General features: G+C 71.0%; 15 protein-coding genes and 1 riboswitch. Of the genes, 7 read left to right on the plus strand and 8 right to left on the minus strand.

Features of this window, described 5'->3' with window-relative positions:
* Both IE124_RS09790 and IE124_RS09795 read left to right on the plus strand, forming a co-directional pair.
* Entirely contained in the window at nucleotides 1–1,626 is a 1,626-nt protein-coding gene (locus IE124_RS09790) for a hypothetical protein (protein WP_189506899.1), read from the plus strand.
* Nucleotides 1,616–3,319, plus strand: coding sequence for a hypothetical protein (locus tag IE124_RS09795; protein WP_189506900.1), 1,704 nt, complete (start codon nucleotides 1,616–1,618; stop codon nucleotides 3,317–3,319). The genes IE124_RS09790 and IE124_RS09795 overlap by 11 nt, the downstream gene beginning before the upstream one ends.
* Before the next feature lie 118 nt (nucleotides 3,320–3,437).
* Here the strand turns inward: IE124_RS09795 and groL are convergent, their stop codons facing one another.
* The 4 genes from groL to thrC form a co-directional block, all read right to left on the minus strand.
* Nucleotides 3,438–5,066 carry a chaperonin GroEL gene (gene groL / locus IE124_RS09800; protein ID WP_189506901.1) on the minus strand — a complete coding sequence of 543 codons (1,629 nt, stop codon included), beginning with the start codon at nucleotides 5,064–5,066 and terminating at the stop codon, nucleotides 3,438–3,440.
* Between the two features lie 345 nt (nucleotides 5,067–5,411).
* Nucleotides 5,412–5,615 carry a cold-shock protein gene (locus tag IE124_RS09805; RefSeq protein ID WP_015035246.1) on the minus strand — a complete coding sequence of 68 codons (204 nt, stop codon included), beginning with the start codon at nucleotides 5,613–5,615 and terminating at the stop codon, nucleotides 5,412–5,414.
* Nucleotides 5,616–6,014: 399 nt separating this feature from the next.
* Nucleotides 6,015–6,290: a MoaD/ThiS family protein gene (locus tag IE124_RS09810; RefSeq protein WP_141297765.1), complete on the minus strand. Its 276-nt coding sequence runs from the start codon at nucleotides 6,288–6,290 to the stop codon at nucleotides 6,015–6,017.
* 14 nt (nucleotides 6,291–6,304) lie between these two features.
* A complete protein-coding gene (gene thrC, locus IE124_RS09815; protein ID WP_189506902.1) occupies nucleotides 6,305–7,615 on the minus strand; it encodes a threonine synthase in 1,311 nt (436 codons plus the stop codon).
* A riboswitch (SAM riboswitch) is annotated at nucleotides 7,609–7,804 on the minus strand. It overlaps the preceding gene by 7 nt.
* Before the next feature lie 149 nt (nucleotides 7,805–7,953).
* Between thrC and IE124_RS09820 the strand changes: the two genes are divergently transcribed.
* From IE124_RS09820 to IE124_RS09830, 3 genes are all read left to right on the plus strand, one after another.
* Nucleotides 7,954–8,922: a glucosyl-3-phosphoglycerate synthase gene (locus tag IE124_RS09820; protein WP_189506903.1), complete on the plus strand. Its 969-nt coding sequence runs from the start codon at nucleotides 7,954–7,956 to the stop codon at nucleotides 8,920–8,922.
* 38 nt (nucleotides 8,923–8,960) lie between these two features.
* Complete coding sequence (locus tag IE124_RS09825) at nucleotides 8,961–10,808, plus strand: DUF7927 domain-containing protein (RefSeq protein WP_189506904.1); 1,848 nt, start codon at nucleotides 8,961–8,963, stop codon at nucleotides 10,806–10,808.
* 136 nt (nucleotides 10,809–10,944) lie between these two features.
* On the plus strand, nucleotides 10,945–12,390 hold the full coding sequence (locus IE124_RS09830; RefSeq protein WP_189506906.1) for an alpha,alpha-trehalose-phosphate synthase (UDP-forming): 1,446 nt from the start codon (nucleotides 10,945–10,947) through the stop codon (nucleotides 12,388–12,390).
* A 24-nt stretch (nucleotides 12,391–12,414) separates the two neighbouring features.
* Here the strand turns inward: IE124_RS09830 and IE124_RS09835 are convergent, their stop codons facing one another.
* On the minus strand, nucleotides 12,415–12,756 hold the full coding sequence (locus IE124_RS09835) for a winged helix-turn-helix transcriptional regulator (RefSeq protein ID WP_189506908.1): 342 nt from the start codon (nucleotides 12,754–12,756) through the stop codon (nucleotides 12,415–12,417).
* Between the two features lie 97 nt (nucleotides 12,757–12,853).
* On the opposite strand from IE124_RS09835, the gene IE124_RS09840 reads away from it, so the two are divergent.
* The gene (locus IE124_RS09840) at nucleotides 12,854–13,735 is read left to right on the plus strand and encodes an NAD(P)-dependent oxidoreductase (protein WP_189506910.1); all 882 of its coding nucleotides are present in this window, start codon (nucleotides 12,854–12,856) and stop codon (nucleotides 13,733–13,735) included.
* Nucleotides 13,736–13,895: 160 nt separating this feature from the next.
* Complete coding sequence (locus tag IE124_RS09845; RefSeq protein ID WP_189506913.1) at nucleotides 13,896–16,211, plus strand: immune inhibitor A domain-containing protein; 2,316 nt, start codon at nucleotides 13,896–13,898, stop codon at nucleotides 16,209–16,211.
* 30 nt (nucleotides 16,212–16,241) lie between these two features.
* Here IE124_RS09845 and otsB read toward each other — a convergent pair whose 3' ends face one another.
* The 3 genes from otsB to IE124_RS09860 all read right to left on the minus strand — a co-directional run bounded on the left by otsB (nucleotide 16,242) and on the right by IE124_RS09860 (nucleotide 18,763).
* Nucleotides 16,242–17,084 carry a trehalose-phosphatase gene (gene otsB, locus IE124_RS09850; protein WP_189506915.1) on the minus strand — a complete coding sequence of 281 codons (843 nt, stop codon included), beginning with the start codon at nucleotides 17,082–17,084 and terminating at the stop codon, nucleotides 16,242–16,244.
* Between the two features lie 122 nt (nucleotides 17,085–17,206).
* Entirely contained in the window at nucleotides 17,207–17,467 is a 261-nt protein-coding gene (locus IE124_RS09855) for a DUF3263 domain-containing protein (RefSeq protein ID WP_189506917.1), read from the minus strand.
* Nucleotides 17,468–17,479: 12 nt separating this feature from the next.
* Entirely contained in the window at nucleotides 17,480–18,763 is a 1,284-nt protein-coding gene (locus tag IE124_RS09860; RefSeq protein ID WP_189506919.1) for an extracellular solute-binding protein, read from the minus strand.
* Between the last annotated feature and the right edge of the window lie 169 nt (nucleotides 18,764–18,932).

Below are 18,932 nucleotides of genomic sequence, written 5' to 3' on the forward strand. Positions count from 1 at the left end.
GTGCGTGCCGCAGCCGTCTTCGCTCTCTCGGCGGGCGTCACCGTGCCCGCCGTCATCCACGCCCCGGCCGCACACGCGGACTGGACGAACACGTCCGGCATGACGCGGGACGACGGACGCTACCGCCTGTACCTGCCGGCGAACGCGCTGTGGATCAAGGTCAGTGTGCTGGCCTCCACCGCTCCGGGCGCGGCCGTCCTCGCCTCCACGGAGGAGCTCACGACGGACTCGAGCGCCTGGGACACCGACGCTCCCATCACACTCCCGGCGGGCACCGCCTTCGGCGACTACCCGGTCCGGGTCGACTACCGGCTGCCCGGCGAGACCACGAAGAAGTGGACCGGCGGGACCTACTCGTTCCGGCCGCACATCGGTGTCTCCGGGCTGTCCTGGAACCGTGCCACCACCAGCTACGACCAGCGCCAGGCCGTCCTCTCCGGGACGACGACCCTCTGGGACCCGGCCACCGGCACCCGGACCTCCGCGCCCCAGGGCACGAAGGTGGCGCTCAAGCTCAACACGTACGCCACCAACAACTACGGCACCATCACCGCCACGGCCACCACCCGCGCGGACGGCACCTTCTCGCTCCCGGTCACGCCGAACGGCACCGTGCAGGGCGGCACCGCGACCGTGGTCACCGCCGGCACCGTCAACGACCCGGACGCCGAGGTCTACGTCCCTTCCCTGGGCGTCGACCCGCTCCTCTACCGGATCAGCGCGAACGTGAACAAGTACCGCGTGCTCGCCGGTACGAACGTCCAGGTCAGCGGGCATGTGGAGCGGTACACCCCGAGCGGCTGGAAGCCCTTCGCGGGCGCCCCCGTCGTCGGGACCGGCACCGAGCCGAGCTACAACGACTCGACCGCGGTGAACGTCCTGGGCGGCGCCACCTCCTCCGCGACCGGCACCTTCTCGTTCGCCGCGAAGGCCCAGTACAGCACCGACTTCGTGTACACCTCGCTGCGGCCGTCGGCGTACTTCCAGAGCTCCCGCGCGTTCGACCGCAGCGACATCGTCGTCCCGCAGCAGTTCACCTTCTCGCCGTACACGATCACCCTGGACGAGCACGGGACGGTCACCGCCACGGGCGGATTCAACGGCTACTGCACCGTCACGCAGCCCGTGCAGCTCCAGGCCTCCCTGGACAACGGCCGCACCTGGCGCGTCCTCCGCTCCGGCACCAACGACACGTACTGCGGCTACAAGCTCGTCGCGCAGGGCTACGAGAGCGCGCTCTACCGGGTCCACCACCCGGAGACGAACCAGTTCGTCGCCAAGTCCGGCACGTCCCTGAAGCGGGCCCGCACGTACACCCGCTTCTCCGCCTTCACCATCAGCCCCACCCGGCCCACGGTGAACGGGAAGATGACCGTCTCCGGGACCGTCCAGCGCAAGGTGAGCGGCGTCTGGAAGCCGCTCGCCGGAGCCAAGCTGACCCTGGTCTTCAAGCCCAGGAACGAGAGCCAGTGGTACTGGGTGACCAAGACCATCACCACCGACAGCAGCGGCCGGTTCAGCTACCGCGCCACCGCCTACGCAGACGGCTCCTGGGCCGCGTTGCTCAACACGACCGGGACGTACTTCTACAGCGAGACGAAGGCGGTCTACATCGATGCGCGCTGACCTCCGCCCCTCCCGCGCCCTCACGGCGGGCCTGGCCGCGGCCGCCCTCGCCGCGACGACCCTGGCCGTCACCGCCGCGCCCGCCACGGCGGCCGACCCGCTCGTCGGCATCGGCCGGGCCGTCACCGACGACGCCCAGCGCGGCCTCTTCCAGGTCACCGCCTGGACCGACGCCCCGCAGGCGAAGATCACCCGCGTCTCGGCCAAGGTCCGCCAGGGCGACACCGTCCTCGTCGACATCCCGACGCTCCCGGGGGTGACCGACCCCTGGAACCCGTCGGCCCCCGCCACCACCTTCCGGCTGCCCGACGCGGCCGTGCTGAAGCTCGTCGAGGACGGCGGCCGCATCCCGGCCCTCGGTACGTACGCCATCGACGTCACCGCCACCGACTCCCGCGGCAACAAGCAGACCCGGACCGACGCCGGACAGCTCGACTTCCGGCTCCGCCCGCAGCTCACCTTCTCCCCCGGCAAGCCCACCTACGCCGACCGCAGCACCCGACCCTCGGGCACCCTCGTCGGCATCCAGCCCGGCTCGGGGGACCGCGTCCCGCTGGTCGGCCTGCCGGTCTCCGTCGAGCGTCTGACCCCGGTGAAGACCGCCGCCCAGCAGGCGGTCACCGACGCGGCCGGACGGTTCACGGCGACCCCGTACCCGGTGCCCAGCACGGACATCGAAGCCGGGACCAGGTTCCACGCGGCGTTCACCGGCGACTCCGCCGAGGTCCACGGCTCCGTGGAGGACCACCGTGATCTCTTCGAGTGGGTGCCGCGCAGGGTGGCCGTCACCGCCACCGCCGACAAGAAGCGGGCGCTCGACGGCCAGACCGTCACCGTCAGCGGCCGGATGACCGACCCGGCGGCGGCGAACGCCCCGGTCGCGAACCACCCGGTCCGCGTACGGCTCGGCGGCGCCTATCCCGCAGGCCCGACCACGACCGTCCGGACGGGCACGGACGGTCGCTTCACCGCGCGGGTCGTCGCCGCCGCGGGCCTGGGCTCGGACGGCTGGACCGTCGAATCCCCCGACCGGTACCTGGACTTCCCGACGCGCTCCGGCGCCCTGGCCATCCCCCTGGAGTCCCGCACCGACCTCACGTCGATCGGCCTCTCCGCCGACGGCCGGGTCACGGTCTCCGGAACCTTCCGCGCCCGGTACGAGGCGAACGCGAGCTTCCCGACGTCCCAGTCCATCCGGCTGGAGCAGCTCGTCAACGGCGGCTGGAAGGCGATCGCCTGGGGCAGCGTGAACTCGTCCTACTACAACGACTTCACGGCCTCGGCGGCGAGCCGTGGCGGCTACTTCCGTCTCCGGCACCTCACCACCGACCAGTTCGCCGAGTCCAGCACCGGTTCCTTCCGGCTCACGCGCCTCGACACCCGGATCGTCTCCCTGAACGCCGGCCCCGAGCCGGTCGCGAAGGGCGGGTACGTGACGGTCACCGGCGGGCTCCAGCACTACGCGGACTTCAACTGGCGCGCGTACGCGAACGCTCCGGTCGTCCTGCAGTTCCAGCCGCGGGGCTCCACGACCTGGAAGCAGATGGCGACCGGCCGGTCGAACGCGAGCGGCAACGTCTCCCTGAAGGCGAAGGTGACCGGGGACGGCACCTGGCGCATCCGCCACTACGGCGACGCCAGGCACTTCAACACCCCGGCCTCGGCCGGCGGCGACTACGTCGACATGCGCTGACCGAGCGCACCGCGACACACCACAACGCCCGAGGGCGGCACCCCCCTGCTGGGGAGTGCCGCCCTCGGTCGCGTTCAGCAGTACCGCGGTACTGCGATGAACCACCGATCCCGGAGGATCAGAAGTCCATGTCACCGCCCGGCATGCCGCCGCCGGCCGGCGCGGACGCCTTCTCCGGCTTGTCGGCGATGACGGCCTCGGTGGTGAGGAACAGCGCGGCGATCGACGCGGCGTTCTGCAGCGCGGAGCGCGTGACCTTCGCCGGGTCGATGATGCCCTCGGCGATGAGGTCGACGTACTCGTTGGTCGCGGCGTTCAGGCCGTGGCCGACGGGCAGGTTGCGAACCTTCTCCGCGACGACGCCACCCTCCAGGCCGGCGTTGACGGCGATCTGCTTCAGCGGGGCCTCGAGGGCCAGCTTCACGATGTTCGCACCCGTGGCCTCGTCACCCGCGAGGTCGGCCTCGAGCTTCTCGAAGACGTTCGACGCCTGGAGCAGGGCCACGCCACCGCCGGCGACGATGCCCTCCTCGACGGCCGCCTTCGCGTTGCGAACGGCGTCCTCGATGCGGTGCTTGCGCTCCTTGAGCTCGACCTCGGTCGCGGCACCGGCCTTGATGACCGCAACACCGCCGGCGAGCTTCGCCAGGCGCTCCTGCAGCTTCTCGCGGTCGTAGTCGCTGTCCGAGTTCTCGATCTCGGCGCGGATCTGGTTCACGCGACCGGCGACCTGCTCGCTGTCACCGGCACCGTCGACGATGGTGGTCTCGTCCTTGGTGATGACGACCTTGCGGGCGCGGCCCAGCAGGTCGAGGCCCGCGCTCTCCAGCTTGAGGCCGACCTCCTCGGAGATGACCGTGCCGCCGGTGAGGATGGCGATGTCGTTCAGCATGGCCTTGCGACGGTCGCCGAAGCCCGGGGCCTTGACCGCGACGGACTTGAAGGTGCCGCGGATCTTGTTGACGACCAGGGTCGACAGGGCCTCGCCCTCGACGTCCTCGGCGATGATCAGCAGGGGCTTGCCCGACTGCATGACCTTCTCCAGGAGCGGGAGCAGGTCCTTCACGGAGGAGATCTTGGAGTTGACGATCAGGAGGTAGGGGTCGTCGAGCGACGCCTCCATGCGCTCCATGTCGGTGGCGAAGTACGCCGAGATGTAGCCCTTGTCGAAGCGCATACCCTCGGTGAGCTCCAGCTCCAGACCGAAGGTCTGGGACTCCTCGACGGTGATGACGCCTTCCTTGCCGACCTTGTCCATCGCCTCGGCGATGAGCTCGCCGATCTGGGTGTCGGCGGCGGAGATGGAGGCCGTCGAAGCGATCTGCTCCTTGGTCTCGACATCCTTCGCCTGCTCGAGGAGGGCGCCGGAGACGGCCTCGACGGCCTTCTCGATGCCGCGCTTGAGGGCCATGGGGTTGGCACCGGCGGCGACGTTGCGGAGGCCCTCGCGGACGAGCGCCTGGGCGAGGACGGTGGCGGTGGTCGTACCGTCGCCGGCGACGTCGTCCGTCTTCTTGGCGACTTCCTTGACCAGCTCGGCGCCGATCTTCTCGTACGGGTCCTCGAGCTCGATCTCCTTGGCGATGGAGACACCATCGTTGGTGATCGTGGGGGCGCCCCACTTCTTCTCGAGGACGACGTTGCGGCCCTTGGGGCCGAGGGTGACCTTGACGGCGTCAGCGAGCTGGTTCATGCCGCGCTCGAGACCGCGCCGGGCCTCCTCGTCGAACGCGATGATCTTGGCCATGTGAAGTGGTCCTCCCGGACATGGGGTGGATAACGCTCCAGGACCGCGCCGACGCCCGCGACGGACGGCCTGCGAGCCCGGCGGTTCCTTGCCCCACCTGGCCGCGGGCCTCATCTGCCCGATCCTCGTAGTAGCACTCTCACCTTCCGAGTGCTAACGCCAATGATTAGCACTCGCCCTAGGAGAGTGCAAGCGACTCTCGGGTTTCGGGCATCTCTCCGCCACGTCCGGGACCGCGTCCGAGGCCTGCCTGCGACCCCCGCCCGGGAACACGCGAGGGGCCCGCGTCCCCTCAGGGATGCGGGCCCCTCGACGGCGTTGCGTCGGTGGCCGATCGCGCCGCGCTCAGACGGCGAGCTTGACCATGTCCGCCTGCGGACCCTTCTGGCCCTGCGAAATCTCGAACTCGACCCGCTGCCCCTCTTCGAGGCTGCGGTAGCCATCCATCTGGATCGCGCTGTAGTGGACGAAAACATCCGCACCACCGTCGACCGCGATGAAGCCGTAGCCCTTCTCCGCGTTGAACCACTTGACGGTGCCCTGAGCCATGCCTAACTCCCCTATTACTGGCCCTTGCGCGGGACCCGCACTTCGCGGACCCGGGTCAGACCCTGCGCCGGAACGCGTCGACCGCCGCTGAATGTATCTGCCCAACTGCCCTCTGCAACAGGTCATTCGACCGAGAATTCTGGGCATGGCGGAAAGGGGAATTAGGGAGAATCCCCGGAGTTCCGGGGCAAGTCGGGCCCGGCAAACCGCGCAGAACGTACACAACGCACACGCAGTTTGGCTGTTTCCTGTCGCGCGGCGGCGCATTCTCATATGCGCTCGGCATGAGCAGCGGCGGGGACTTCCCCAACTCTACCCCGCTCAACCATGCAGAATTGCCCCCTCCGCTTTATGACGCGGAAGGGGCAATTCAAGAAAGACGGGACAAGAGAGGAAGCGTCAGCCTCCGGCGACGGCCGGGATGATCGAGACGCCGGCGCCGGCCGGGGTGGCCGTCTCCAGGCCCTGCTCGAAGCGCACGTCGTCGTCGTTCACGTAGACGTTGACGAAGCGGCGCAGCTTGCCCTGGTCGTCCAGGACGCGGGCGGCGATGCCCGTGTGGTTCTTCTCCAGGTCGGCGATGACCTCGGCGAGGGTCGCGCCCTCGGCCGGGACCTCGGACTGCCCGCCGGTGTAGGTGCGGAGGATGGTGGGGATGCGGACGTTCACGGCCATGTCTTCGGAACCTTTCAGTGGGCCAGGCCGGCGTCGCGGAACGCGTCGAGGCTCGGGCGGATGGTGACGGTCGCCTGAGAGGTGTCGGCCACCGCGTCCAGGGTCTTGAGTCCGTCGCCGGTGTTCAGCACGACCGTGGTGAGGTTCGGGTCGATCAGACCCGCCTCGACGAGCTTCTTCGTGACGCCGACGGTCACGCCGCCCGCGGTCTCGGCGAAGATGCCCTCGGTCTGGGCGAGCAGCTTGATCGCTTCCACGACCAGCTCGTCGTCGACGTCCTCCACGGCGCCGCCGGTGCGGCGGGCGATGTCGAGGACGTAGGGGCCGTCGGCCGGGTTGCCGATCGCGAGCGACTTGGCGATCGTGTTCGGCTTCTGCGGGCGGACGACGTCGTGGCCGGCCTTGAAGGCGGCGGAGACCGGGGAGCAGCCCTCGGCCTGGGCGCCGAAGATCTTGTACGGCTTGTCCTCGACGAGGCCCAGCTTGATGAGCTCCTGCAGGCCCTTGTCGATCTTGGTGAGCTGCGAGCCGGAGGCGATCGGGATGACCAGCTGATCGGGGATGACCCAGCCGAGCTGCTCGCAGATCTCGTACGCGAGCGTCTTGGAGCCCTCGCCGTAGTACGGGCGGAGGTTGACGTTCACGAAGCCCCAGCCCTCGCCGAGCGGGTCGCCGATGAGCTCCGAGCAGAAGCGGTTCACGTCGTCGTAGTTGCCCTCGATGGCGACGAGGTCACCGCCGTAGACACCGGCCATGACGACCTTGCCCTGCTCCAGGTCGTGCGGGATGAAGACGCAGGAGCGGAAGCCGGCGCGGGCGGCGGCGGCGCCGACGGCGCCGGCCAGGTTGCCCGTGGAGGAGCAGGAGAGGGTGGTGAAGCCGAAGGCGCGGGCGGCCTCGATGGCCTGCGCGACGACCCGGTCCTTGAAGGAGTGGGTCGGGTTGCCCGAGTCGTCCTTGACGAAGAGCTTGCCGGGGGCGACACCGATCTCGCGGGCGAGGTTGTCGGCCTGGACGAGCTTGGTCCAGCCCGGGTTCAGGTTCGGCTTCTCGGCGACGTCGGCGGGGACGGGCAGCAGGGGGGCGTAGCGCCAGATGTTGGCCGGGCCGGCCTCGATCTGCTTGCGCAGCGCCTCGGGGTCACCGGTGGGAAGGTCGTACGCGACTTCCAGCGGTCCGAAACAGAGTTCGCAGGCGAAAATCGGGCCGAGTGCGAAGACTTCACCGCATTCCCGACAGGAAAGCCCGGACGCGGGACCGAGGTCGACCGAAGTGGCGGGGGTAACAGTCTGTACAGCCATGGAGGCGAGGCCCTTTCTCCTCATCTTTCCCATGACGAACTTTTCGCCATGAGACGGATTTGGCACCTTCCCTAGCCGGGAGCCTCGCGCATGAATGCTGTGCCCGTCAGGGCTCCACCTGGGGTGGTGGCCGGGAGACGGGTGGGCGAGTAACCGACTGGAGGGTTGCCGGGGCTTCAACGGGCCGTTTCCCTCTGCCCCTCTGGATGAGCGGTATTCGATTGTGAAGCGCGGTGGACTTTCGTTCCTGCGCTCCGACGCGGGCGGCACCCCGACGTGCATCGGGCATCCGCGTTGTTCAAGACTGTAACCGAAGGCCCCGAAGCTTGGACGGGCCGTCCGTACCGCGAGATGGAGATCACGTGCTGGAAGAGGTGGAGCGCTGGCTGGACCGGCGGTCCTGGTCCGTGGCCGACCGGCCGATGGAGCGGATCCTCGCCGCAAAGCGGAACACGAAGGTCAGCGTGGTGCTTCCCGCGCTGAACGAGGAGGCGACGGTGGGTGACATCGTCGCCGTGATCCGCCGCGAGCTGATGACCGAGGCCGTGCCGCTCGTGGACGAGCTCGTGGTCATCGACTCGGGCTCCACCGACCGCACGGCGGAGGTCGCCGCGGCGGCCGGGGCGCGGGTCGTCCCGCGGGACGCGATCCTGCCCCGGATACCGGCCGTCCCCGGCAAGGGCGAGGTCCTGTGGCGCTCGCTCATGGTGACGAGCGGGGACGTCGTGTGCTTCGTGGACGCGGACCTGCGGGACTTCTCCGCGGACTTCGTGACGGGGATCGTGGGCCCGCTGCTCACCGACCCGGACATCGACTTCGTCAAGGCGACCTACGACCGCCCCTTCGACACCGGGTCCGATGAGCCGGCCTCCGGCCAGACCCCGGGCCAGGGCGGCAGGGTCACCGAGCTGGTGGCGCGCCCGCTGCTCAATCTGCACTGGCCGCAGCTGGCCGGCTTCGTGCAGCCGCTCGGCGGCGAGTACGCGGCCCGCCGCTCGCTCCTCGAGCGCCTTCCCTTCCCGGTCGGTTACGGAGTGGAGCTGGGGCTGCTCGTCGACGCCCTGCACACGGTGGGCCTGGACGCACTCGCGCAGGTGGACGTGGGCGTACGCAAACACCGCCACCAGGACGAGCGGGCGCTGGGCCGGATGGCCGCGGCGATCTACCGGACGGCGCAGCTGCGGCTCTCGCGCGGACACCTGGTGCGGCCCCGGCTCACGCAGTTCGAACGGGGCGAGGACGGGTTCACCCCCCGGACCTACGCGGTGGACACGGAGGAGCGGCCGCCGATGGCCGACATCACGGAGTACACGCGCCGCCGCGTGGCGTAACACCGTCAGATGATCCGCTTTGCCTACATTGCCCTTTTATGCGCTTCAGACAACATCACCTGGGCAGGGTCCTGGCGGCCGTCGGCCTCACCGCGGGCACCCTCGCGTTCGCGGCGGCCGGTCCCGCCACGGCTGACGTGGTCGAGCCCTTCGGCAAGCGGTACGACGCATCGCTGTACGGCGACTTCACCACGATCGGCAACACGGTCATGGGCTGTCCGACCGGGCCCTCCGACATGGCCGCGCGCTGCGCGGCCGCGTCGGAGGGGGAGGGCTCCGACAACAACAACACGTTCGTGATGCGGAAGATCGACGCCGCCGGCCCGGCGACCGGGGGCGGGGCGCCCGACTTCGGCTCCAGCACCGGTCACGTGAAGATCCCGGCGGGCGCCGAGGTCGCGTACGCCCGGCTGTTCTGGGGCGGCAACGACGGCACGTACAAGGGGCCGAGCGGGGCGCAGCTCCGGCGCTGCGACATCTCGGGCGCCGACGTCACGCCCTCGCCCGGCGATCCGGCGACGACCGCGCCGGTGATCAGGGTCGGGACGGGGGCGGCGACGCCGGTCACGATCGACAGCATGGTCGCCGACCCGGCCGACACCGGCGGCCCGCACTACTACACGGGCGAGTCGGACGTGACGGCCGCCTTCGCGGGCGTCTCGGGGACGGACGCGCGGGTCTCGGTGGGCAACGTCTGGGCGCCGGACGGCAAGGGCTGCGTGGCGGGCTGGTCCCTGACCGTCGTCCACAGGTTCCCGGGCCCGGACCCGGCCCGCGCCCCGGAGCGGCGGAACGTGTACGTCTACGGCGGCCACGTCCTCCAGCGGTCGACCTCCCCCGCGACCACCGTCACCGTCGACGGCTTCCACCGCGGCCCGGGCACGGTACGGGCGAGCGTGACGGCGTACGAGGGCGACTGGAACACCCCGGGCGACAAGTTCCTCGTCGACGGCAGGAACGTCACCGAGGCCCACACCGGGAACACGAACAACTTCTTCGTCAGCGAGGACGACGGCGCGGTCGCTCCCGAGCTCGGAAACAACCTGAGCATCGACGCCAAGGCCTTCGCCGTCCCGGACGGCGCCGTCCCGCAGGGCGCGACCTCGGCCGACCTGACCTTCTCCACGAACGGCGACACCTACGTGCCGTCCGGGCTGGCCTTCTCCGTGCCGGTCCCCGACCTGGAGATCACCAAGACGGCGAGCCCGCGGACGGTGAAGCCGGGCGACACCCTCACGTACACGATCACCGCGAAGAACGTCGGCCCGCTCGACCACCCGAACGCCAGGTTCGGCGACGACCTGACCGGGAACCTCGACGACGCCGCCTACAACGGCGACGCGAAGGCGGACCTCGGCACGGTGTCGTACGAGAAGCCGAGGATCGGATACGTCGGGACCATCCCGGCGGGGAAGACGGCCACCGTCACGTACTCGGTGACGATCAAGGATCCGGCGACCGGGGACGGCAAGCTCCGCAACAGCGTCGAGGTGGCGACCCCGCGCTCCAACTGCGGCGACGGCAGCGAGGACCCGTCCTGCGCGGTGGCCCCGGTGCTGGACCGGCCGGAGAGCCCGAGCCCGACGACCCCGGCCCCCACGACCCCGGCGCCGGGCGAGCCGTCGGCGAGCGCGACGCAGCCGACTCCGCCGGCCGGGACCGAGGACCCGTCCGCCTCGCCCTCGGCCCCCGCCTCCCCCACGGCGAGCGCGGCCGCCCCGACCTCCCCGCCCCCGCCCGCGCCGGGCCCGCAGGGCGGCTCCGGCTCGATGGCCGACACGGGCAGCAGCGGTGAGCGGCTGTGGCTGCTCGGCGCGCTCGGCGTGGCACTCGCGGCGACGGGCCTGGTGGCGAAGGCGGCGATGCGCGACCGCCACGAACGCTGACCCGCGCCGACCCGCGCTGAGCCTCGTTGGACAGCGCCGGCTGACCCGCGCTCACCTGCGCTGACTCTTCGTGGCCGAATCGGCCCGTCTCGTATACGTACGTTTGAGCGTTTACGGGACGGGCTAGGTTCGCCACATGGCTACTGTGCTCGTGGCATCCAACCGGGGACCCGTCTCGTACAAGCTCGGCGAGGACGGCTCGCTCACCCCCCGCAGGGGCGGCGGAGGCCTGGTCTCGGGTCTGAGCGCCGTCTCCGCCGACGACTCGCAGGAGAGCCTGTGGGTGTGCGCGGCGCTCGGCGAGGGCGACCGGGAGGCGGTGCGGCGCGGGGTCGGCGAGCCGGGCGTGCGGATGCTGGACATCCCCCCGGAGGTGTACGCCGACGCGTACAACGGCATCGCGAACTCGGTCCTGTGGTTCCTCCACCACCACCTGTACGACATCTCCCGCGAGCCGGTCTTCGACGCGGAGTTCCGGGGCCGCTGGGAGTCGTACCGCGCCTACAACCGCGCCTTCGCCGAGGCCCTGGCCGCCGAGGCCGCGGACGGCGCGGCGGTCCTGGTGCAGGACTACCACCTGGCCCTGGTCCCGGGGATGCTCCGCGACCTCCGCCCGGACCTGCGGATCGCGCACTTCACGCACACGCCGTGGGGCTCCCCCGACTACCTGCGCATGCTCCCGGACGACATCCGCGAGGAGCTGCTCTGGGGGATGCTCGGCGCGGACGAGCTGGGTTTCCACACCTGGACCTGGGCGATGGCGTTCGTCATGGGCGCGTCCATGGACACGGAGCGCGGGGTGGCCCAGGGCCTGTCGCCGACCGGGGACTCCTGGCGCGGCGTGGAGCACCTGCGCTACGGGGCCGGGAAGGGCCGCACCCGGGTCCGGGCGTACCCGCTAGGCGTCGACGCCGAGGAGCTGCGCGCCCTGGCCCACCGGCCGGAGGTGGACGAGAAGCTGGCCGCCCTCCGTGCCGAGATCGGCGACCGCAGGACCATCGTCCGCGTCGACCGGACCGAGCTCTCCAAGAACATCCTGCGCGGCCTCCTGGCCTACCGCGAGCTCCTCACCACCCACCCCGAGTGGCGCGACCGGGTCGTCCACCTGGCCTCGGCGTACCCCTCGCGCCAGGACCTGGAGTCGTACCGCTCGTACACGGCGGCCGTGCGCACGCTCGCGGAGGAGATCAACACCGAGTTCGGCACGGCCGACTGGCAGCCGGTCCTGGTCTCGGTGCAGGACGACTTCCCCCGCTCCCTCGCCGCCTACCGGCTCGCGGACGTGGCCCTGGTGAACCCGGTGCGCGACGGCATGAACCTGGTCGCGAAGGAGATACCGGTGGTCTCGGAGGCCGGCTGCGCGCTGGTCCTGTCCCGGGAGGCGGGCGCGTACACGGAACTGAGGGACGACGCCCTCACGGTGAACCCCTTCGACGTGTCGCAGACGGCGGAGGCCCTGCACACGGCCCTGTCGATGTCCCCCTCGGAGCGCTCCGAGCGCACGAAGCGCCTCGCGGCGGCGGCGACGGCCCTCCCGCCGCAGCGCTGGTTCCTCGCCCAGCTGGAGGCGCTCCGGGACTAGGACCTTTCCTCTGGATCAGGCCCCCTACGCGGACTGGCTCCGCTCGCGCCCCCACGCCGCCAGTGGTTCGAGGGCGACGTTGAGTCGCATGCCGTCCTTGGTCAGGCCGTACTCGACGCGGGGCGGTACCTCGTCGTAGGCCACGCGGTCCACGATGCCGTCCGCCTCCATCTCCCGCAGATGGGAGGCGAGGACCTTCTCGGTGATGCCCGGGACCAGCCGGCGCAGTTCACCGAAGCGCCGGCGCGGGTGCTCGTGGAGCGCCCAGAGGATGAGCACCTTCCACTTGCCACCGATGACCTCCATCGACACGTCGATCCCGCAGACGTGCCCGCCCCCGACGCAGGGCCGGTTTGCCGTCGCCATGTGCCCACCCTCCTGACCTGTTCACTCACCTCAGGGTAACCACCCACTTCCAAGTGGGTACTTGAGCAGGTCAGAGCGGTCGAGCAGCCTTGTCGGCATGGCAGCGAACACGTCCTCGAAGACCCCCGTCACCCTCCTCGGCCTCGGCGCCATGGGCACCGCCCTCGCCCGCACCTGGCTCGCCGCCGGGCACCCCCTCACCGTCTGGAACCGCACCCCCGCCCGCGCCGACGCGCTCGTCGGGGCGGGAGCGAAGGCCTCCGGCGCAGTCGCCGAGGCCGTCGCGGCGAGCACCCTCGTCGTCGTCTGCCTGCTCGACGACGCGTCCGTCGGCGAGGCGCTCGACGGGGTCGACCTGACGGGGAAGGACCTCGTCAACCTCACCACCACGACCCCGGCCCAGGCCCGCGCCCGAGCCGAGTGGGCCGCCGGGCGCGGCGCCCGCTATCTGGACGGCGGGATCATGGCCGTACCGCCGATGGTCGGCGTCCCGGAGGCCGGCGGGTACGTCTTCTACAGCGGCGCGGCCGGGCTGTTCGAGGAGCACCGGGAGACCCTGGCCGTCCCCGTCGGCACCCGGTACGTCGGCGCGGACGCGGGCCACGCGGCCTTGCATGACGTGGCGCTGCTCAGCGGGATGTACGGAATGTTCGCCGGCGTCCACCACGCCTTCGCCCTGCTGCGCAAGGAGGACATCGACCCGGTCGAGTTCGCCCCGCTGCTCGCGGACTGGCTCGCCGCGATGGCACAGGGCGTCCACCTGACCGCCGACCAGCTGCGGAGCGGCGACTACACGAAGGGCGTCGTCTCCAGCCTCGGCATGCAGGTCGCCGGCACGCCCACCTTCCTCGCCACCGCCGAACAGCAGGGCGTCAGCACCGAACTGCTCCGCCCGTACTTCGACCTGATGGCCCGCCGCCTGGCCGAGGCGGACGGCGACGAGGACCTGACGGGCGTCGTGGAGCTGCTGGTGCGCTGACGCTCGGGAAGCAGTGAAATTTTACCCGGTCCGACCCCTCCTCCTAGCGGCCCCTCCCGTGTCAGACTCTGCCGCGATCGTTCCCCCAGGCGATCCGTCAGCCTCAAACGGAACCACGCGAACCATGCGGCACACCCGCATGTGAGCGAAGGGATCGCAAGTGAAGAAGATTGTCGTGGGCATGACCCTCGGGTCGGCGCTCACCGCACTCCTCGCCGCGGGGCTCACCCCCGCCTCCGCCGCGCAGGAGACCCAGGACACGGCACCGGCAGGCTCGGGAACGGCCTCGCACCGGTCCGACAACCGTCCGGGACCGCTCACGAAGCAGCGCACCGAGCTACGCGAACAGGCGATCGACAAGATCGCCAAGGGGAAGGCGCGGGCGAACGCCGACGGCGTCGTCGAGGTGGCCGACGGCAAGTTCGCCGAGACCCTGACGACCACCGCCGACCGCCAGGAGAAGATCTTCACGATCCTCTCCGAGTTCGGCACGGACGGCTCCGGCAAGCTCGGCACCGCCCCCGGACCCCTGCACAACGAGATAGCCCGACCGGACCGGAGCGTGGACAACTCCAACGCCTGGACGGCCGACTTCGACAAGGCGTACTACGAGAACCTCTTCAACGGCTCCGGCGAGTCCATGAAGACGTACTACGAGAAGCTGTCGGGCGGCCGCTACTCGGTCACCAACGTCGTCGAGGACTGGGTCAAGGTCCCCCACAACGCCTCCTTCTACGGCGACAACGCCGTCGAGGACACCGGCGGCTCGTGGGCCTTCGTCCAGGACACCGGCGACGCCTGGTGGAACGCGCAGCTCGCGGCCGGCAAGTCGCCCGCCGAGATCGACGCCCACCTCGCCCAGTTCGACGTCTGGGACCGCAACGACTGGGACCACGACGGGAACTTCGACGAGGCCGACGGCTACATCGACCACTTCCAGGCCGTCCACGCCGGCATGGGCGAGGACGCCGGCGGCGGCGCGCAGGGCGAGGACGCCATCTGGTCCCACCGCTGGTACGTGAACGGCGACGACTACGGCCTGACGGGCCCGGACGTCAGCGGCGTCCAGAACAAGGCCGGCGGCGCCCGCATCGGCCAGTCCAGGTACTGGCTCGGCGACTACACCACCGAGGGCGAGAACGGCGGACTCGGCGTCTTCTGCCACGAGTTCGGCCACGACCTCGGCCTCCCGGACTACTACGACACCGACGGCGGCGAGAACTCCACCGCCTTCTGGACCCTCATGAGCTCCGGCTCGTGGCTGAGCCACGGCGCCGCCGCCGACGCGGGCATCGGCACCCACCCCGGTCTCATGGGCGCCGAGGAGAAGCTCTTCCTCGGCTGGCTGGACTACACCGACGCCCCGCTCGGCGCCTCCGGCACGTACACCCTCAACCCCGCCCAGCTGCAGGTCACCGGCAAGGACCAGGCGGTCCGCGTCGCGCTCCCGGACAAGACGAGCAGCACCGCCTACGCCACCCCCACCTCGGGCACCCACGCCTGGTGGACCGGCTCGGCCGACGGCCTCAACCAGACCCTCACCCGCTCGGTGCCGGCCGCCCCGCGCGTCACCGTCAAGGCGAGCGCCTGGTACGAGATCGAGGCGGACTTCGACTACCTCTTCGCCGAGTACTCCCTCGACGGCGGCGCCACCTGGGCCCGCGCGGGCGAGGCCGTCGACGGCTCCTCGGCCGGCAAGTGGACGACCCTGCGGTACTCCTACGACTCCGCCGGCAAGCCGTCCCTCTTCCGCTTCCGCTACCAGACCGACGGCGGGATCCACTTCGCCGGCGCGTTCCTCGACGACATCACCCTGACCTCGGGCGGTACGAGCCTGGCGGCCGACGACGTCGAACAGGGCGCAGGCGGCTGGACGTCCACGGGCCGCTGGAAGATCTCCACCGGCACCGAGACCGCCACCACCCCGCGCTACTACCTCCTGGAGAACCGCGAGTACGTCGGCGCCGACGCGCTCCTCGCCGAGGGCCCGTACCAGTTCAGCAAGGGCGTCACGGCGCCGGACTGGGTGGAGTGGTTCCGCTACCAGAACGGCCTGCTCGTCTGGTACGTCGACCGGTCCTTCGACGACAACAACGTCAGCAACCACCCCGGCGGCGGCCAGGCCATGGCCGTCGACGCCCGCCCGGCCCCCTTCACCTACCCGGACGGGACCGCGCCCACCAACCGGCGCCAGCCCTTCGACGCGACCTTCGGCCTGGAGGCCACGGACGCGACCTGCCTGCACCGCGAGGTCCTGGTGGGCAAGGGCGGCAACAAGACCGTCGAGACGCAGGCGGCCTGCGCCCCCTCCGTCCCGGGCATCCCGGTCTTCGACGACACCGACCCGAACGCGTACTACGACACCTCGGCCCCGCAGGCCAGCGTCAAGGTCGCGGGCCACGGCGTCCGGGTCACCGTCACCGGTGACGCCGGCGACGACCTGACGGTCGGCGTGACCAACCCGGCCGCGCACTGACCGACCCGACGGGGGCGGTGCGGAGGGGCTTCAGCCCTCCCGTACCGCCCTCGCCAGTTCCGTAAGGAACGCGACCACGCCCGGCGGCCCCTGGACCGAGAGGTCGGCACGCTCGGCGAGTTCCGGGACCTCGGAGGAGCCGCTGCGGACCAGGAGGCCGGGGGTGCCGTCGGAGCGGAGCTTCTCCACGGCGGCGAAGGCGGGCAGGTCGCCGAGGTCGTCGCCCGCGTACAGCACGGACCCGGCACCCACCTCCCGTACGTACTCGGCGAGCGCCATGCCCTTGTCCATGCCCGGGGGCCGCAGCTCCAGGACCATGCGGCCGGGCTCCAGGACGAGGCCGTGGTGGGTGGCGAGGTCGCCGAGCGGGCCCTTGAGGGCCTCGAAGGCGCCCTCCGGGTCGAGCGCGCGGCGGGTGTGGACGGCGACCGCCCGGCCCTTCTCCTCGATCCAGACGCCCGGCCAGGCGCCGGCCCGGTCGAGGAAGCCGGGGAGCTCGGCACGGACCGAGGCCACCCCCGGATGAGGGGCGGCGGCCCGGACGGTGCCGCTGACGGCGTCCCAACGCTCGGCACCGTAGTGGCCGAGGACGACGAGGTGTTCGAGGCCGGGGACTCCGGCGAAGCCGCCGTAGCGGACGGCGACCCCGGCGGGCCGGCCGGTCACGACGGCGACGGAGGCGACCTGGGGGGCGAGGGCGGAGAGGGCGGCCACGGCACCGGGGTGGGCGCGGGCCTGTTCGGGGTCGGGGACGATCTCGGCGAGCGTCCCGTCGAAATCGAGGGCGACGACGGCTTTCGCGGGCCGCGCGAGGAGCGCGGCCAGACCGTCGCGGCCGGCGGAGGTGGTCGGGTGCGGAAGGCTGCTGACCATGTTCACGACCCTACCGACGCGGGGCGTCCGCGTCAGCGTGGCCGGGGTCACGGGTACCGGACCCTTGCGCAGGTTCCGGACCCTGCGCCCCCAGGCCCTCGGGTGCCGACCCTTGCGCGCCTCTACCGCCTCTGCCGCTTCTCCTCCCGCACCCGCCGCAGCCGGTTGACCGTCACCGGGTCGTGGGCGAGGGCGCGCGGGTCGTCGAGGAGGGCGTTGAGCAGCTGGTAGTAGCGGGTCGGGGAGAGGCCGAGGCCCTCGCGCACGGCCCGCTCCTTGGCGCCGGGGCCGGGCCAGGAGCGGCGCTCGACGGCGAGGACGGCCCGCTCGCGCTCACCGAGCCCGCCGTCGCCGCCGCCCGCTGCTCCCTGCTCTTCGGTCATACGAACAACCTATTACTCGGCGTTCTCCGCCGTCGTCGCCGCCCGACCGATCGTGCCCAGGACCTCGGAGGGCCGGCCCGAGGGGGTGACGGCCTTGCCGATGTTCTGCTTGACGTTCTCGCTGACCGTGGCCCACGAGGTCTTGCCGACGGGCGGGAGCTGGGCGTCCGGGAGGCCCTTGAGGAATTGGCGGAGGTTGGCGTGCTCGGGGTCGGTCTCCATGATCGTGGAGGCGCTGACGGTGACCGGCAGCAGGTCGTTGTCCCCGGCGAACTTCAGGACGTTCTCGTCGCTGAAGACGAAGTTCAGGAACTCGCCGATCTCCTTGCGGTGACCGTTCTGCTTGAAGCCCATGATCCAGTCGGCGACGCCCATGGAGGTCTTGGCCTTGCCGTCGACGCCGGGCAGCGGCACCTGGCCCACCTCGACGCCCTTCTTCTCGGCCTCCTTGACCAGCGAGGGGTGGCCGTTGAGCATGCCGACCTCGCCGCTCGCGAAGGCGGCGAAGGCGGCCTTGCGGTTGAGCTTCCCGGGGGCGACGGGCCCGGTGAGGCCCTTGCCGACGAGGTTCTTCTTCAGCCAGTCGAAGGTGCGGACGTTCGCCTCGGAGTCGACGGCGTAGTGGTCGGACGCGTCGGTCCAGCCGCCACCACCGCTGAGGAGCCACATCAGGGCCTCGGCCTGGGCCTCCTCGGGGCCGAGCGGCAGCGCGAAGGGGGTGGTGACGCCCTTGTCCTTGAGCTTCTCGGCGGCGGCGGCCAGCTCGTCCCAGGTGGTGGGGGCCTCGGCGCCGGCCTTCTCGAAGAGGGCCTTGTTGTAGAAGAGGGGCCGGGTGGAGGCGACGAACGGCAGGCCGTACTGGGTGCGCTTGGTCTCTCCGGCGGCGGCGAGCGGCGGGAGGAAGTTGGCCTGGACGGGGATGGAGAGGACCTCGTCGGCGGCGTAGAGCTCGCCGGCGGCCGCGTAGTCGGCGTAGGCGCCGATCTGTGCGACGTCGGGGGCCTCGTCGGCCTTGACCATCTCGGCGACCTTGCGGTCGACGTCGTCCCAGGACTCGATCTGCACCTCGACCTTCACGCCGGGGTGCTTCGCCTCGAAGGCGGTGACGAGGTCGGCCCAGTACTTCTTGGTCGTGTCCCCGCCGGTCAGGTCGTAGTCGGCGGCGACCAGCCGGAGGGTCACGTCGCCGGACTCGCCCCCCAGGACGCCGCATCCGCTGACCGTGGCGGTCAGTCCGAGGGCGGCGGCAGCCGCGGTCAGTCCCAGGAATCGTCGCCGCTGCACGGCCTCATCCACCCCTTCGCTCGTCGTTGAGCTGCTTGTGCGCGGGATTCGCGCGGGATTTGCTCTGCATTCGCGCGGTTTTCGCACGCTATTCGCACTGCCGTGAGCTGCATGTTCGCTCTCCGCAGGCCCGCAAGTCTCTCCCGCGGCCGGGCATGAGGTCTACACCACTTGGGTATCA

The sequence above is a fragment of the Streptomyces narbonensis genome, assembly GCF_014649015.1.
Lineage (GTDB): Bacteria > Actinomycetota > Actinomycetes > Streptomycetales > Streptomycetaceae > Streptomyces > Streptomyces narbonensis.

Coding starts and splice junctions, on each gene's coding strand:
- IE124_RS09805 (WP_015035246.1), bottom strand. CDS start 5,615: ATGGCTCAGGGCACCGTCAAGTGGTTCAACGCGGAGAAGGGCTACGGC.
- IE124_RS09810 (WP_141297765.1), bottom strand. CDS start 6,290: ATGGCCGTGAACGTCCGCATCCCCACCATCCTCCGCACCTACACCGGC.
- IE124_RS09795 (WP_189506900.1), top strand. CDS start 1,616: ATGCGCGCTGACCTCCGCCCCTCCCGCGCCCTCACGGCGGGCCTGGCC.
- IE124_RS09840 (WP_189506910.1), top strand. CDS start 12,854: ATGGCAGCGAACACGTCCTCGAAGACCCCCGTCACCCTCCTCGGCCTC.
- otsB (WP_189506915.1), bottom strand. CDS start 17,084: ATGGTCAGCAGCCTTCCGCACCCGACCACCTCCGCCGGCCGCGACGGT.
- thrC (WP_189506902.1), bottom strand. CDS start 7,615: ATGAGGAGAAAGGGCCTCGCCTCCATGGCTGTACAGACTGTTACCCCC.
- IE124_RS09855 (WP_189506917.1), bottom strand. CDS start 17,467: ATGACCGAAGAGCAGGGAGCAGCGGGCGGCGGCGACGGCGGGCTCGGT.
- IE124_RS09835 (WP_189506908.1), bottom strand. CDS start 12,756: ATGGCGACGGCAAACCGGCCCTGCGTCGGGGGCGGGCACGTCTGCGGG.
- groL (WP_189506901.1), bottom strand. CDS start 5,066: ATGGCCAAGATCATCGCGTTCGACGAGGAGGCCCGGCGCGGTCTCGAG.
- IE124_RS09825 (WP_189506904.1), top strand. CDS start 8,961: ATGCGCTTCAGACAACATCACCTGGGCAGGGTCCTGGCGGCCGTCGGC.
- IE124_RS09830 (WP_189506906.1), top strand. CDS start 10,945: ATGGCTACTGTGCTCGTGGCATCCAACCGGGGACCCGTCTCGTACAAG.